At 50.7% G+C, this 13,753-nt stretch carries 13 protein-coding genes; 3 read left to right on the forward strand and 10 right to left on the reverse strand.

What is annotated here, in order from left to right; translation table 11 throughout:
- Positions 1–13 precede the first annotated feature (13 nt).
- The 8 genes from AC4FIC_RS10945 to AC4FIC_RS10980 all read right to left on the reverse strand — a co-directional run bounded on the left by AC4FIC_RS10945 (position 14) and on the right by AC4FIC_RS10980 (position 7,283).
- Positions 14–574, reverse strand: coding sequence for a TetR/AcrR family transcriptional regulator (locus AC4FIC_RS10945; RefSeq protein ID WP_100257456.1), 561 nt, complete (start codon positions 572–574; stop codon positions 14–16).
- 65 nt (positions 575–639) lie between these two features.
- Positions 640–1,641, reverse strand: coding sequence for a type I glyceraldehyde-3-phosphate dehydrogenase (gap, locus tag AC4FIC_RS10950; RefSeq protein WP_100257455.1), 1,002 nt, complete (start codon positions 1,639–1,641; stop codon positions 640–642).
- A 212-nt stretch (positions 1,642–1,853) separates the two neighbouring features.
- The gene (locus AC4FIC_RS10955; RefSeq protein WP_476195015.1) at positions 1,854–3,647 is read right to left on the reverse strand and encodes a flavin-containing monooxygenase; all 1,794 of its coding nucleotides are present in this window, start codon (positions 3,645–3,647) and stop codon (positions 1,854–1,856) included.
- On the reverse strand, positions 3,644–4,000 hold the full coding sequence (locus AC4FIC_RS10960; protein WP_476195016.1) for a 4a-hydroxytetrahydrobiopterin dehydratase: 357 nt from the start codon (positions 3,998–4,000) through the stop codon (positions 3,644–3,646). Before AC4FIC_RS10960 ends, AC4FIC_RS10955 begins: the two co-directional genes overlap by 4 nt.
- A gap of 1 nt (position 4,001) precedes the next feature.
- On the reverse strand, positions 4,002–4,787 hold the full coding sequence (phhA, locus tag AC4FIC_RS10965; RefSeq protein ID WP_476195018.1) for a phenylalanine 4-monooxygenase: 786 nt from the start codon (positions 4,785–4,787) through the stop codon (positions 4,002–4,004).
- Complete coding sequence (locus tag AC4FIC_RS10970; protein WP_476195019.1) at positions 4,768–5,847, reverse strand: prephenate dehydratase domain-containing protein; 1,080 nt, start codon at positions 5,845–5,847, stop codon at positions 4,768–4,770. Before AC4FIC_RS10970 ends, phhA begins: the two co-directional genes overlap by 20 nt.
- Positions 5,848–5,989: 142 nt before the next feature.
- Positions 5,990–6,748 (reverse strand): iron-containing redox enzyme family protein, encoded by a 759-nt coding sequence (locus tag AC4FIC_RS10975; protein ID WP_100257450.1) that lies wholly within the window; start codon positions 6,746–6,748, stop codon positions 5,990–5,992.
- A gap of 1 nt (position 6,749) precedes the next feature.
- Positions 6,750–7,283: a pyridoxamine 5'-phosphate oxidase family protein gene (locus AC4FIC_RS10980; protein ID WP_475845286.1), complete on the reverse strand. Its 534-nt coding sequence runs from the start codon at positions 7,281–7,283 to the stop codon at positions 6,750–6,752.
- Between the two features lie 464 nt (positions 7,284–7,747).
- Between AC4FIC_RS10980 and argC the strand changes: the two genes are divergently transcribed.
- The 3 genes from argC to AC4FIC_RS10995 all read left to right on the forward strand — a co-directional run bounded on the left by argC (position 7,748) and on the right by AC4FIC_RS10995 (position 11,600).
- Positions 7,748–8,692 (forward strand): N-acetyl-gamma-glutamyl-phosphate reductase, encoded by a 945-nt coding sequence (gene argC / locus AC4FIC_RS10985; protein ID WP_273286030.1) that lies wholly within the window; start codon positions 7,748–7,750, stop codon positions 8,690–8,692.
- A 104-nt stretch (positions 8,693–8,796) separates the two neighbouring features.
- Complete coding sequence (locus AC4FIC_RS10990; RefSeq protein ID WP_100257447.1) at positions 8,797–9,063, forward strand: transposase; 267 nt, start codon at positions 8,797–8,799, stop codon at positions 9,061–9,063.
- 377 nt (positions 9,064–9,440) lie between these two features.
- Complete coding sequence (locus AC4FIC_RS10995; RefSeq protein ID WP_476195021.1) at positions 9,441–11,600, forward strand: M4 family metallopeptidase; 2,160 nt, start codon at positions 9,441–9,443, stop codon at positions 11,598–11,600.
- Positions 11,601–11,691: 91 nt separating this feature from the next.
- Here AC4FIC_RS10995 and AC4FIC_RS11000 read toward each other — a convergent pair whose 3' ends face one another.
- Positions 11,692–13,011 carry a HAMP domain-containing sensor histidine kinase gene (locus AC4FIC_RS11000; protein WP_490359402.1) on the reverse strand — a complete coding sequence of 440 codons (1,320 nt, stop codon included), beginning with the start codon at positions 13,009–13,011 and terminating at the stop codon, positions 11,692–11,694.
- Entirely contained in the window at positions 13,008–13,709 is a 702-nt protein-coding gene (locus AC4FIC_RS11005; protein WP_273285794.1) for a response regulator transcription factor, read from the reverse strand. The genes AC4FIC_RS11000 and AC4FIC_RS11005 overlap by 4 nt, the downstream gene beginning before the upstream one ends.
- Positions 13,710–13,753 lie beyond the last annotated feature (44 nt).

The following is a 13,753-nucleotide window of genomic DNA, read 5'->3' on the forward strand; positions in this document are numbered from 1 at the left end:
CCATTGGCAGCGGCTATCTCAACAGACATAAGAAGGACTTGATCGCCGACTCATAGGGTTGCCGCGATTGACCCACCTTGGCGCAGACCAGTCCGCCCTGCAACATGGCTATGACCATCCAGGCGGCATCCAATGGCTTGAGGGTACGGGGTAATTGGCCGGCGGCTATGCCCACGGCGAGCACGCCTTCGAGCATCTTAGCCAAGGAATTAAACATGCGATTGATAATATCCACCATGTCAGTATCGGACATAACCTCATGATCGGCAGCTAAGTTGCCGAGCTTACAGCCCATTTGCGCCGAGACACCGCAGTCCAAAAACGCTTCAATCTTTCGATAGGCGGTATCGCCGGAACCGAATATGACACTGGCATTGGTTAGTAACTCATCTGCATTGCGTTTAATGGCCTCAATAACCAAGTCGCGTTTGGTTTTAAAATAATGATACATACTGCCTTGGCCGACACCAGCCCGATCCAAGATATTCCTCGGGCTGATCGACGCCAAGCCCTTTTCCCAGAGCAGATCACGTGTTGCCTCAATGAGTTTCTCTCTGGATATCGAATTTGTCATGGCCTATTCCTGTGCGTGACACTCGACCGAGACCCCAGGCCAGCGGCCTGGGTTTAGCCTCAAACTTAGGCCGCAATGTGATTGATGGTGTCGATCAATCGATTTGAAAAGCCCCATTCGTTGTCGTACCAGGCCACCAGTTTCACCTGGCGTTTGTCTTGCACCTTGGTGAGCGGCGCATCGAAGATGGTAGACGCCGGATTGCCGATGATATCGGACGACACTAAGGGTTCTTCGGTGTACTGCATAACTCCACCCATCTGTTGTTCGGACGCCTCTTTGAGGATGGCGTTGATCTCTGCCACAGTGGTGTCGGCGCCGACATTGACCACCAAATCCACCAGTGAGCCGGTGATAACCGGCACCCGAACCGAATAGCCGTCCAGTTTGCCATTCAACTCTGGCAACACCAGACCAATGGCCTTGGCAGCGCCGGTCGAGGTTGGGACCACATTCACCGCGGCAGACCGAGCGCGACGGGGGTCCGAATGAGGTCCGTCTTGTAAGTTTTGGTCCTGAGTATAGGCGTGTATCGTGGTCATAATGCCCGAGACAATACCAATCTTATCGTGCACCGCCTTGACCAGCGGAGCTAGGCAGTTAGTGGTACAGGACGCATTGGAAATAATATGGTGTTTCGCTGGATCGTATTGGTCATGATTAACCCCATACACCATGGTTAAATCTTCGTTCGTCGCCGGCGCCGAGATAATAACTTTTTTTGCCCCGGCAGCAATATGTGCCTTGGCCTTCTGCGCATTGGTGAAGATGCCGGTCGATTCGATAATAATATCAGCGCCGACCTCGCCCCAAGCCAGATCTTTGGGGTCACGCTCGTTGGTGACCCGAATCTTATGCCCATCTATAATTAACGCATCATTTTCGACGATGATCTGTTTGGAAAACTTACCAAAGGCCGAATCGTATTTGAGTAGATGCACGAGTTGTTTAATATCGGCCAAGTCGTTTATCGCCACGACGCGAATATTGGCGTCCTTGCGCTCCACCAAAGCACGAAAAAAACATCTGCCTATGCGGCCAAAGCCATTAATACCTACGTTTGTCATCTGTTTTCATCCTTTACTATTGAGTTGAATTTAAAACCCGATTGTCTGTTTAGTATAGGCAACCATCGGTTAACTGTTGCTAAAATAGTCGGTCAGTTGCAGGTTTGGAATAATATCGGCAGCCAATACTATTAGTGCCAACCCAGATTCCTGCCGTGAGTGGAGCCTAGAGCCCCGCTGTGATCTCTGGGTTGATGATTCAAGTCCGGGGCTTACAGCTTGTTGAATTTCTTATTGAAATCGTCCGCGCGAAAACTGAAACGGTGAATATCTTTCAGCGTCAGAGGGATATCAAAACGAAACCATTCTGAAAAAAACTCGGAGTAGTCCAAGTTGGTCTTACGAGCTAAGGCGCGTTGGCGCAGGAATTTAAACTTATTGCTTAAATTCATTTTTATGCCATAGAGTATATGTGACGAGGGTAGGGTGATGGGTATTTCACGGATCGATCGGGCCGCTGAATCGGGCATAGCATGCGGGCCCTCCAGACGATATTGGCTCGGCACCAATGAACCAGCGAACAGGCGCACAAACAGGCCGGGCTGTAATATATAACGAGCGGTGTGTACCTGGCATCCGATCAGTTCAGCTAAGTTTTCCAGATGACGTTTCCAGCCGACGACGGTATTTAAGGTCGGTGAGTTTTTCGAATAGAATTCATGGTAAAACTTTTGGTCAGCCGCGATCCGTTGTTGTGCATCGGCGGGGATTTTGCGCTTACCCGAGACCAATAGTGCAAAATATCGAGCGGCCATTTCTGAACAGGCCGGTATGCCTCCGGTAACCGGTCGGGCCCAGCCGATAAAGGCACAGTTGTGTAAGTCTGTTGGAATCGAGTTCATAAATAAATTTCTAACATTGTTATCCTTAAGCTGAAATCCTTCGATAAAATCAAAGTTCTCCTTATAGCCTGTGGCGAACATAACCAGGTCAATGTCCTTGCGCGTACCATCATTGAAAATTACCTGGTGCGCGGTGAATCGATCGATACCCGACGCGTTAACCTGAATCTTGCCATTGATGATATTGGGCACGAAGGTGACATTCTTGGTGGCAAATCGACGTCCCTTCGATAGGTAATTCCAGGCCTTAATAAGCTTTACGTTTTCCGTGCTCCCAGGAGTGTTTAGGTCGAGCATGTTTTGGCTTGTGTCCTGATCAAAGGAATCCATCTTGGCGCGATCACGCTTAAACAAAAATGGCCTTAACAACAGGTAATACAGCAACAACATAAGATATGAGATTGCGCTCTCATGTTTGGGGGTGTGATAGTCATGATGCAGTCTAGAGGTCCAAGCATCGGATGAAGAATGGTTGAGATTGCGTGGTATCAGGAACGGGTAGGAGCGCAATGCGAGGTGACATTCATCGGCTGTCTCGGAAATCTCCCGAGTAATATCGGCCGAGCTCTCGCCCAGGCCAACACAGAGTACGCGCTTGCCCTTAGCCATATCGCTAGTGTTGTATTGTGAGCCATGGCTTATTTTACCGGCGAAGCTCTCCAGGCCCTTGATGTTGGGAATGTTGGCAATCTGGTGCGTGCCGGAGCAAACGGCCAACGCATCGAACTGCTGTACTTGCTCAGCCCCGTTGGGGTCCTGTACTGTCACTTGATAACCATTAGTGCCTTGATTGACCGGCACAACCTTGGTCACCGTATGTTGGAGGTTTATGTGGGGAGCTAGATTAAATTTATCGATGTAGTCGCTTAAATATTGACGGTATTCGGTGTGGTGCCAATGACGTCGTCGCCCGGTGGGAGGGAGATCTGAAAAACACATCAGATAATTTGAAATAGTCAGCACGGTGTTCTTATAAACCCCGTTAACCAACCCAGACTCGACTGCCGAATCCTGATCCTTTTTGTAATTAAAAACGCCGCCCATATCGGCCGAGCGCTCAAAGCAAACGGGCACGTGACCCTCGTCCAAAAGTTGTTTGATCGCGGTAATGCCCGATGCGCCACCGCCAATAATACATACCCGTTTCTGCGTCGTGCTATTCATAGTGCTTCCTTTGAGTGTGGTGCCTGTGGTTGGGTCAGTTGGCAATAGAGGTCATCTGTTTTTTGCGCCATCTTGAAGTCAAGCGGTCGTAAGCCGTTACAACTGTGGGTAAACCAGATAACGTCGACTTCGCCCCAGCGCAGGCGAATTTCTGGATGATGTTGGTAGCTTTCAGCCAGCTCTGTTATTTGATTGGCGAATTGAGTGCCAACCCTGAAGTTGTTTAGGTGATACGATTTTTTAAGGACCAGGGCATCGACCTGCTGAGCGATTTCCCAGTTATCAAGCCGGCTGCCGTAATCGGCAACTTCGCTGTCAGTTAAGGCTTTGGTCACTCGGCAATGAGAGCTCATGTTAAACATTCTCCAATTGGGGTGATTTGGTTTGCGCGGCCGCATCAAGCGCCTGCTCGATACTGCTTGTCAGTTCCGACTGGGAAATTGTCGCCAGATATGCCAAGCTCGGCACCTGATAATAGGTCTTGGTGAGTTCGTCAATGCGGTATGAATTCAACACCATGTCTGGAATCGAAAAGGGCCGTAATTCTGCCTGTTGGCCAGATGAAGCGTGTAGAATTTCCTTGGGCGAGGAGATGGTGGACGCGCCATAAAGCCGATTTTGACCGCTAGCGTCTTGCAGGGCACCGGTTTCGCAGGTATACCAGTACACCGCTGCCAGAGCCTTTTGGAACGCTGCGGTCTGGCCCACACCGGTCTTGCCAATGGTTTGGCTAAATGCGGCGTAACTTGGGTGCATCAATAACGGACCATGGCCAAACACTTCATGAAAGATGTCCGGTTGACTAACAAACTCCAGATCTTCTCGGGTACGGATAAAGGTCGCAGCTGGAAAACAGCAGTCACCGAGCATGGTGAAAAAATCATCGAATGATGTCATGCCGTCCACCGCGGTTAACTGCCAGCCGGACTCGGCTGCCAGCTTTTCATTCACCTCAGCCAGTTGTGGCACTCGCTCAGGGGGCAGGTCGAGGGCTGTGAGGCAGTGGATAAATTCATCACAGGCTCGGCCCGCTAACATAGCCAATTGGGTTTCCAGGAGCGTGCTCCAGATTTCATCTTCTGCGGCACTGTAATGCCGCCATCCATCGCTATCGGCGACCTTAGATTGATAGGCTGACATATTTCACCTCCACCGGTCCGTCAAAAGGACCGCCTTGTGCGTTGTGCTCCTGAACCAGCTGACTGACCAACTCGGCACAGGCCCCGCAGCCCGAAGCAGCCTTGGTTTGCGCGGCTATATCTAAGGTCGTCGCCTGTGGCGTATTGCGCAGCGCTTGCGCTATTGTCGCGCTCGTTACTTGGTGGCAACGACAAACCAGGCCATTTCGTCCGACCCTCAAATGGGGCGTCGGTTTCTGGTAATAACCACCCAGAGCCGTCCATTGAGAATCCTCAAAAAGCGCTGCCAGATCGTGCCGTTGGCCTGCGCTCAGGGCGTCTATCTCGGTGTAATAGAGATACTGGCCTAAGGCGTCCCCGCTGGGTATGGGCACAATCGATCTAAAGTTGATTCCGCAGCGTTGCTTAGCTGAGAAATAATTCAGGGGTGAATGGTTTTTTACCGCCGGTCGGAACAGTGCCAAGTGAACGTTATGCGTGATGTTGGGCCGAGTAGTAGCATTGGGCCGCGTTAGAATTAAGAAACGAGTTTGATTCTTACGAACATTATTGACGTCTGGCATCAAACCATGACCATCTGCTGCCTGGGCCAAATAGTGTGGAATCACCGCGCCGACAGCGCCATGGTGCTGTTTTTCTAAAAACAGTTGATAGGAATGGGCATTGCTATAGGACAGACAAACCTTCGCATCGCGCATGGACGATAAGAAATGTGATGTTTGGCTACGCGCGACCGGGTGCACAAATAGCGATTCTATGTCGTTAAGTTCTGGGCAGTTATAAATAAATGAAAATTGAATATTTAAGCTCAACTGGTCGATAACTTGAAAGCCAGACGCGATGACACCCTGAATATTTGGGCTAATAAAGCCTTCGCAGGTGTTTTCAATAGCGACAATTATGTGATCATAGGTCTGTAGGGGTTGATGCAGAAAATCCTCGACGTTATCAAAGTACAGGACATCTTGAATTTGAGTATTGCGCTGTAGGTATTGTGTTGCGGCCTTGCTCGAATAGGTTCCGATCGGACCTAAACAGGCTAGCCTAGCTGATTGAGTCATAGTGAAAACCCTCTCCCTTAGTATGCATAGACCTGATAACAGCTGTATCAGGAGCAATAAATACGCTACCGATACGATGTCCTGTTATAAGCCCAGGTCCGTTCCCTATTGGTGTGTGCCGGTTTAACCCTGCTGCTACATCCTAAGCCGCAGAGCGTATGTATTTTGTTGGGTTGGCGCGCGCAATCTGCATAAACTCTTCGCACACAACCGCTCGAGCATGCAGACATTTGGTCGCCTCAGAAACAATTTTATGTTCGTCGCCATCCTTCATATTGCAGGCCAAGACCATTTTTGCATCATCGGCGTGCATTTCATCCCGTTCCCCATGACGGTCAAAGAAACGCCAATCCAAATCTTTGTCGGCATAGGCGTCTGCCACCGATTTGCGCATACACGGAAAATGATTTGGAATGGTTTGTTCACCGCCAATGCCCAGCCATGTCAGGCCGATGACTACATCATTGGTGGCGTTTAGCAGGGCGTCGTTGAGCACTTCAATGGAATCCATCTGGGGCAATGATGCGGCAAAATCAGGTGCCAAGCCCATTGACGACATCATGTCGCAGTACAGGCGATAGTGGCATTCCTCAAATACACCCATGCCCATCTCTTCATAGAGGTTATCAAAGAGCATATAACGACTTTCCAGATCATTTGTTGCACCCAGCAGATTGGACAGGGCTTTGGTAAAGACCGCTATATGCTTAGAGTATTGAGCCGTAAAGAAGGCCACGAACTCGGGGGTGAAATAGCCGTCACGCAACTTTATAAAAAATTCATGATCGAGAAATCGATGCGAGAGCATTTCCTGCTCGACGCGGGTGATATAGGCGATGCGTGTTTGAATCTGCGACGATTCTATTAGGGCTGGATCATAGGGGTTGGTCATGTGTTCCATGTTAAAGTTCCTCTTCCATGGCGTTCAAAAAACGAGCGCAGTTTAGTACTGCGTACTCGATCGTTACCTTTATAACTCGTTGTGCATGCCGCGCATGTTGAGGATCGATCAACAACGCCATCTGCTCTTGCGAGTCGATTATTTCCAATGTGCCGTTTACCTTAATGCGCTGTTGATGGCGAAAGTTTATAAACAAAATGCCGATATGGCTGTTTTCGATCATATCGCCGGTGCTGTGCAGCAAACCGTTGCCGGCATAGTCGGGAAACGCAAGGGTCTTGTCGTCGATCACGGTAACAATACCCCGGCCACCGCCGCGAAAATTACAATTACACTGGCCAGCAGCATTGGATGTGGAAATAAAGAAGTAGGGGCATGCCTCAATAAACTCCTTAAAGCCGGGCCAGAGCCGAGTGGTATCGTTTGGATTGTTTGGATAATCAATCAACGACTTGGCCATCTGAGTTGTTTGGTATCTAGCCTGAGCGGCGACTTGGCCGGTGGAGAAGTTTTCCGAATTAAGTGGCTTGTCCATGCTGACTCCATTCCATACCAGTAGGTATTTTTATCCAGTTTAAATTCGATAAGTCTAATTAATAGTCTGTTAAATATGGCGTTAAGGCTTGTATTTGGGTGTATTCATCTAAATATTTCAGGCATAAATATACATAGCTGTAAGTATGTTTATCAAGAAAAATAATAAATATTTTCGCAAAAAAACAAATAATAAAATTAATAATATAATTTATAAGTAGAGGTTTATGGTCATTGATATGCCAGGCTGGCCAAGCGCCTCTCTAGTTTTATGGCCTTGGTCTGGTTGTCAAAAAAGCATGTTATAAAATCTCCACTATAAATAATTATTATCTTAATATTTTTAATTTAAAAAAATAATCCACCCTGTTCTTTTTTAGGCCGTCGTTGTGGGTCGGTATTGTTTTATATGCTGCCTGTGCTGGGTTATGTTAAGCCGATCGAACTGGCGCAGGGACGGATGTTTTGAAGATAAAAGCCTTTATAGATGGTCAATTTGGAACGACAGGTCTGGAACTCAAGGAAAGGTTGATCCGTCATCCCAGCGTTGAACTGATCGAAATTGACTCAGCACAGCGCAAGCACACGCCTGTGCGCAAGGCGGCGATGCAGGATGCGGATGTGGTGTTTTTGTGTCTGCCTGATGCCGGCAGTCGCGTAGCGAGTCAATGGATAGACCCCGACACAACGGTCGTTATCGATGCGTCCAGCGAGTTTCGGACCCATAAGGACTGGGTCTATGGTATTCCGGAATTGGTTGGAGCTCGCGAGGCCTTAAGAGTTGCACCACGCATTGCTAACCCTGGTTGTTACCCCACCGGCTTTGCATTGCTGATTCAGCCTCTCGTTCGGGCGGGCATTGTGCCTAAAAATTACCCATTGAGCGTGCAGGCGATTACCGGCTTCAGCGGGGGCGGGCGGGCGATGATTGACGAGTATGAGGCGATGCCAGATGACCAGAGGGTTCATGCAGTGGCGGCCTATAAAAGTTTAGGTCTAGACCACAAGCATTTGCCCGAAATGCAGCACGTCAATGGCCTAGATATGGCACCACTCTTTGTTCCGACCGTGGGTGCTTTTAAGCGCGGCATGTTGGTGAGTGTGCCACTGCAGCAAAGCTGGTTAAACGGCGATGCCCAGACCATTCAGGAAATTTATCAACTATCTTACCAACACGAAGCCTTCGTTAGATTACATCGGCTTAATGATTATGACGCACTGCACAACGGTTATCTGCAGGCCACGGCCTCTAACGGCACCAATGATGTCGAGTTGTTTGTCTATGCCAAGCGCGGGCAGATATTTTTGAGTGCCCGATTGGACAACCTGGGCAAGGGCGCCTCCGGTGCTGCGGTGCAAAATATGAATTGCCGTTTCGGTTTCGATGAAGGCCTAGGGCTCAAAGCTTGAGGGTGCCGCGTTACCCTAATCGGTCGGGATTTGACTAAGCCAAGGGTCATGTCGCCAAAAAAAGGATGTTCTAATCTTCACACCATAGCAGGGAGCTTTTATTTATGAGAATTTCACGCTTTAGCGACGACCAAATTGCCGATATCTTACAACAGGATAGGGCCGGGGTCAGGGTTGTTGACCTATGCCGTACGCATCGCATCAGTTCGGCAACCTTTTATAAGTGGCGCGCTAAGTTCGGTGGTGTCGGCGAATCGGGTGTCAAATACATCAAGGAGTTGGAGGGCGAAGTTCGACGTCTGAAAAAACTGTACGCCGATGAGAAAATCAAGGCTGAGATGGCCAAGGCGATCATCGTAAAAAAGCTTTAACGCCAGCTCTGCGGCGTGAGCTGGCCAAGCATGCCCAAGTCGACTTCCAAGTGAGTACCCGCCTGCTCTGTGATGTTTTTTCGATCAGTGCAACCTGTTATCGATATGACGTCTAGGCCACTAGTCAGATCGTTTAGCTAGGGCCGACTCACCGTGGCATTGTCGCAGGGCATGACGTTTATCAAAAAATATCACGGTTTAGTGGCTTTATTTTAGAGCCCTGTCACATGTTCGGCCTTTCCCCCATTGGCATCCAGACCGTCTCAAACGATATTAGGCGCGCTTGTTGTGGTGTCCATCGGTATGTCATACGCGCCCGTTCAGCCACTGTCATAAAGCACTGTTTAGCGAACTCACTTTAGCGATAGGGATCCATTATGAATAATACTCAGCGTCAACTGGCCTTCGCCATTGGCCTGTTATCATCGACTGCCGTATTGGCGGCCGAGCGGGTAACAGCCACGGACGCTCATTTTGCACAGGGATTGGCCGGCGTAACGAGCGACCAAGTAGAGCTAGTCACCACTGTGGATTTGGGCAATGGCACCACCCTCGAGAAGTATCGACAGCACTATAATGGCATCCCGGTATGGGGCAGTGCCTTGACTCGCCAAAAAGCAGGCGCGGCGCCGGTCCAGATCCAAGGTCAGTTTGTGCAGGGTATCAATACGGACGTGGCCACTGTGGTCCCGCAGCTTGGTGCCAAAGCGGTGCTGCAACAGGCCATGCAAGATCGAGTGCTGCAAAGCCAGGGCGTGTCGCTCGGTAGCGTTGATCTGGCACGCTATTATGATGCGGCTGAAAATAAACAGAGCGAGCTGTGGATTCAGTTGGATGCCAATGACCGCGCACAGCTGGTCTATTTGGTTTCTTGGGTGGAATACGGCGATCAACCGACTCGTCCGACCCTGATTATCGATGCCCAATCTGGCGAGGTGTTAGACCAGTGGGACGCCCTGTCTCATTTGGATGCCAAGGGTCCGGGCGGCAATGAGAAAACCGGTCAATATTATTTTGGTCCTAGCGATAGTGGCTTCGACTATCCACCGCTTATAGTCGACGACAATTGCCGAATGGACACGGCCAATGTCGAGACCATCGATTTGAATCATGGTACATCTGGCGGGACGGTCTTTCAGTTCGGCAGCTGCCCGACAAACGGTGTGCCGGAAAATACCTATAAATACATAAATGGTGCCTATTCACCCCTTAATGATGCCCACTATTTTGGCAACGTTGTCTTTAATATGTACTCCGGTTGGTACAACACCGCGCCCATCAGCCAAAAACTGCGCATGCGCGTGCATTACAGTAACAACTATGAAAACGCCTTCTGGGACGGTAGCCAAATGACCTTTGGCGATGGCGCTTCAACCTTTTATCCATTGGTCAGCCTGGATGTGTCCTCCCATGAAGTCAGCCATGGCTTTACCGAACAGAATTCTGGTTTGCGTTACGCCGGCCAGTCCGGCGGGATCAACGAGGCCTTTTCCGATATGGCCGGCGAGGCAGCCGAGTATTTTATGAAAGGGTCGAATGACTGGTTGGTTGGTGCGGATATTTTTAAGCAGGCCGAAGGCTCGTTGCGCTATATGGAAGATCCGACTCGCGATGGACGCTCTATCGGTCATGCTTCCGACTACTACGAAGGCATGGATGTGCACTACAGTTCAGGCGTCTACAACCGAGCTTTTTTCCTGATTGCCCACACCTCCGGTTGGGACACGCGCAAAGCTTTTGATATCTTCGTGCGCGCCAATCAGGTCTATTGGACTCAGAATACCGACTATATCACCGGCGCTTGCGGTGTGCTCAGTGCCACCAGCGCCCTGGGCTATTCAATCGCCGATGTGGCCACCGCCTTCGATAATGTCGGCGTGCCGACCGAGTCCTGTGGTAGCGGTCCGGAGGTGACCGAACTGGTCAATGGCGTGCCGGTGACCCAGCTGTCGGGAGTGTCGGGTACTAGTCTGTTCTTTACCTTCGACGTGCCAGAGGAGGCTAGCAGTGTATTGTTCCAATTGGCCGAGGGTACCGGTGATGCGGATCTGTATGTGAAGTATGGCAGCATGCCGACCTTGACGGACTACGATTGCCGTCCCTATACCTCGGGCAACAATGAAAACTGCGCCTACGATGTCGCCCAGGCCGGTACCTACTATGTCTTAGTGCAGGCTTACCGGAGCTATAGCGGCACCCGCCTGACGGCCAGCTATGAGATTGACGGTGGTGATACCAACTCGGGCACGGAAGTGAATCTCTCGGCCCCTCGCCAAGGTTGGCTCTACTACAGTGTCGAGATCCCCGCCGGGCGAGCCACCTTCGATGTCGATATCAGCGGGGGTATTGGTGATGCGGACCTCTATGTCCGTCAAGGTTCAAAACCGAATCCGGGCAGCTATGACTGCCGACCCTTTGCCAATGGCAATAACGAGCGCTGCCATTTCAATAATCCGGCACCGACGACTTGGTACATTGGTATCCGCGGCTATACCGCTTTTGAAGGGGTTATGCTCAACTGGATCCACGAGCCGTAGCGGGTTTCTAAACAGCAGTAGTGAGTTTCTAAAGAGCACAAGCAGGTGTCGAAAGAGCAGTCGCGGGTGACTAAAGAGTAGAGGAGGGTCACTAAAAAATAGTAGCGGGCGGCGTTAAGCAGGCCAGCGTTAGACTAAAAACATGCTGCTCGTCTAGATACTGATAATGGGCCCGGCCGCCATGCAGCTGGGCCACCTTTTCGACCACGGTCAGGCCTAGCCCCATGCCGTCCTTATTGCGGCCGTTATCGGCGCGATAGAAGGCTTGGAAGAGGCTTTTTTGCTGGCCAGTGGAATAGGGCATGCCAGTATTTTTAACCTGCAGCTGGACCTCCGGGTCGCCGTTGTGACTAACCAGGTGGATGGCCAGGTATACGGTGCTTTCAAGGGGGCTGTATTTGATGGCATTGGACACCAGGTTGTCTAAGCCACGACGCAACAATTCACTGTCAAAATTCAGCGCTAGGTTGCTTGGCAAACCATTGCTCAGCGCGCTAAAACGGCCACTGACCTCAATATCATTACTCAACTCGGCAAACCAGGTCTCGATATAGGCATTGAGGTCCTGGTTTTTTTTATTGACCTGCCACTGGCTCGTTTCCAGCTTTACAAACTCAATCAAGGCGCGGATGCGGCTGTCCAATAGTTCCGATTTAACGGCGATAATATCGATGTATTTGGCGCGGGTTGCATCGGTCTTGGCGAGGCCATCCTGGATGGCCTGAACATAGCCGATGATGCTCGCCAGGGGGGTCTTTAGATCGTGCGAAATACCCATCAGCAGGCGCGTTCGATTGTCTTGATCATTCTTAAGCTGCTGGCGCATGGACTCCAAACTTTCGCCGAGCAGATAAAATTCATCCTTGCCCTCGAACGTTGGATTCTGGCTGAGATCGCCGCGCGCGATGGTCTGCGTGGTGGTCACTAGCTGGCGCACCTTCAGGTGCATGCTGCGTAAAATCCAGCCCGCCATGCTGGCGATAAATAGAATAAGGGTGGTCGGAACCAGCAAGGCAAACTTGCTGTTGTTGGTTGCGATTTGCCAGCTCTGTGCGGGATAGAGATGATAGATGCGGTACTCGCCGTTCGCTACCCGATACAAGCTCGACAGGACGTCATGATCGGCCAGGATCTGCGCCATTTGCGCCGGTTCTAGACCTTCGATACTGCTGAACACCAGGCGTCCGTCCAGTTCGATAAAAATATCTTGATCGGTCTTGATGGTCGGAAAGTCTGCGCTCTGCTCGCTATCCAGCCAGCCTTGGATAAGATGGCTATCATGGCGGTATTCGAAGGCCAAGCCCTCGGCGGTTTCATTCGACATAAGAATGGTGAACACGATGCCGATGCTGACCAGCGGAATAATCAGAATGCCGGCGATCAGCAGAATTATTTGCCGTTTTAGGTTCACTCCGGTTCGCCTCCGTGTCGCTGGCTGTTGATGCAATAGCCGCGACCATGGACGGTTTCTATCAGCCCCTGGTTGCCCGGTATCGATTCGAGTTTTTTACGCAAGCGTTGGATATAGACGCCAACCGCGGAGGTTTCGGTGGTTTGAGAACCCCAAACCTTTTCCAGCAGCTCATAGGTATTGACCGGTGTACCATTGGCTTGCACCAAGGCCAAGAGAATATCAAACTCCCGGGTCGATAAATTGATTCGCTCAGCGCCGTTCTTAACCGCAAAGGCATCGGGTTCCAATACCAGGGTGCCGAAGTTGAACTGTTCTTTATTCGGCACCCGGCTGTCCTGGCGACGCAGTAGGGCCGACATGCGGGCAATCAATACCTTGGGGGCAAAGGGTTTGGTGACGTATTCGTCGGCACCCAACTCCAGACCGTTGATGATCTCGCCATCGGACTCACGCGCACTGACGATCACCACCGGCGCCTGCGTTTGCAGCCTAATCTTGGCTAGAAATTCAAAACCGTCGATACCGGGTAAATTGATGTCCAGGGTGATTAAGGCAAAGCTGGCGACCTTGAGCGCGCCCAAGGCTTCTTCGGCACTGCCGCAGACAATGCTTTGCCAGCCCGCGTGTTCGCAATAGAGCGCGATCAATTCGGCCAGCTCGGGTTCATCTTCGACTATTAGGATCCGTACACTCATCAGTGGGTCTCTGTTGTAGCCTAGGTGCATTAGGGTCTATACAT

The sequence above is a fragment of the Reinekea sp. genome, from assembly GCF_982785585.1.

Bases quoted from the DNA above. Each gene is read 5' to 3' on its own strand.
- AC4FIC_RS11005 (WP_273285794.1), bottom strand. From the start codon at position 13,709: ATGAGTGTACGGATCCTAATAGTCGAAGATGAACCCGAGCTGGCCGAA.
- AC4FIC_RS10960 (WP_476195016.1), bottom strand. From the start codon at position 4,000: ATGAGCTCTCATTGCCGAGTGACCAAAGCCTTAACTGACAGCGAAGTT.
- AC4FIC_RS10990 (WP_100257447.1), top strand. From the start codon at position 8,797: ATGAGAATTTCACGCTTTAGCGACGACCAAATTGCCGATATCTTACAA.
- AC4FIC_RS10980 (WP_475845286.1), bottom strand. From the start codon at position 7,283: ATGGACAAGCCACTTAATTCGGAAAACTTCTCCACCGGCCAAGTCGCC.
- AC4FIC_RS10955 (WP_476195015.1), bottom strand. From the start codon at position 3,647: ATGAATAGCACGACGCAGAAACGGGTATGTATTATTGGCGGTGGCGCA.
- AC4FIC_RS10945 (WP_100257456.1), bottom strand. From the start codon at position 574: ATGACAAATTCGATATCCAGAGAGAAACTCATTGAGGCAACACGTGAT.
- AC4FIC_RS10995 (WP_476195021.1), top strand. From the start codon at position 9,441: ATGAATAATACTCAGCGTCAACTGGCCTTCGCCATTGGCCTGTTATCA.
- phhA (WP_476195018.1), bottom strand. From the start codon at position 4,787: ATGTCAGCCTATCAATCTAAGGTCGCCGATAGCGATGGATGGCGGCAT.
- AC4FIC_RS10970 (WP_476195019.1), bottom strand. From the start codon at position 5,847: ATGACTCAATCAGCTAGGCTAGCCTGTTTAGGTCCGATCGGAACCTAT.
- gap (WP_100257455.1), bottom strand. From the start codon at position 1,641: ATGACAAACGTAGGTATTAATGGCTTTGGCCGCATAGGCAGATGTTTT.
- AC4FIC_RS10975 (WP_100257450.1), bottom strand. From the start codon at position 6,748: ATGGAACACATGACCAACCCCTATGATCCAGCCCTAATAGAATCGTCG.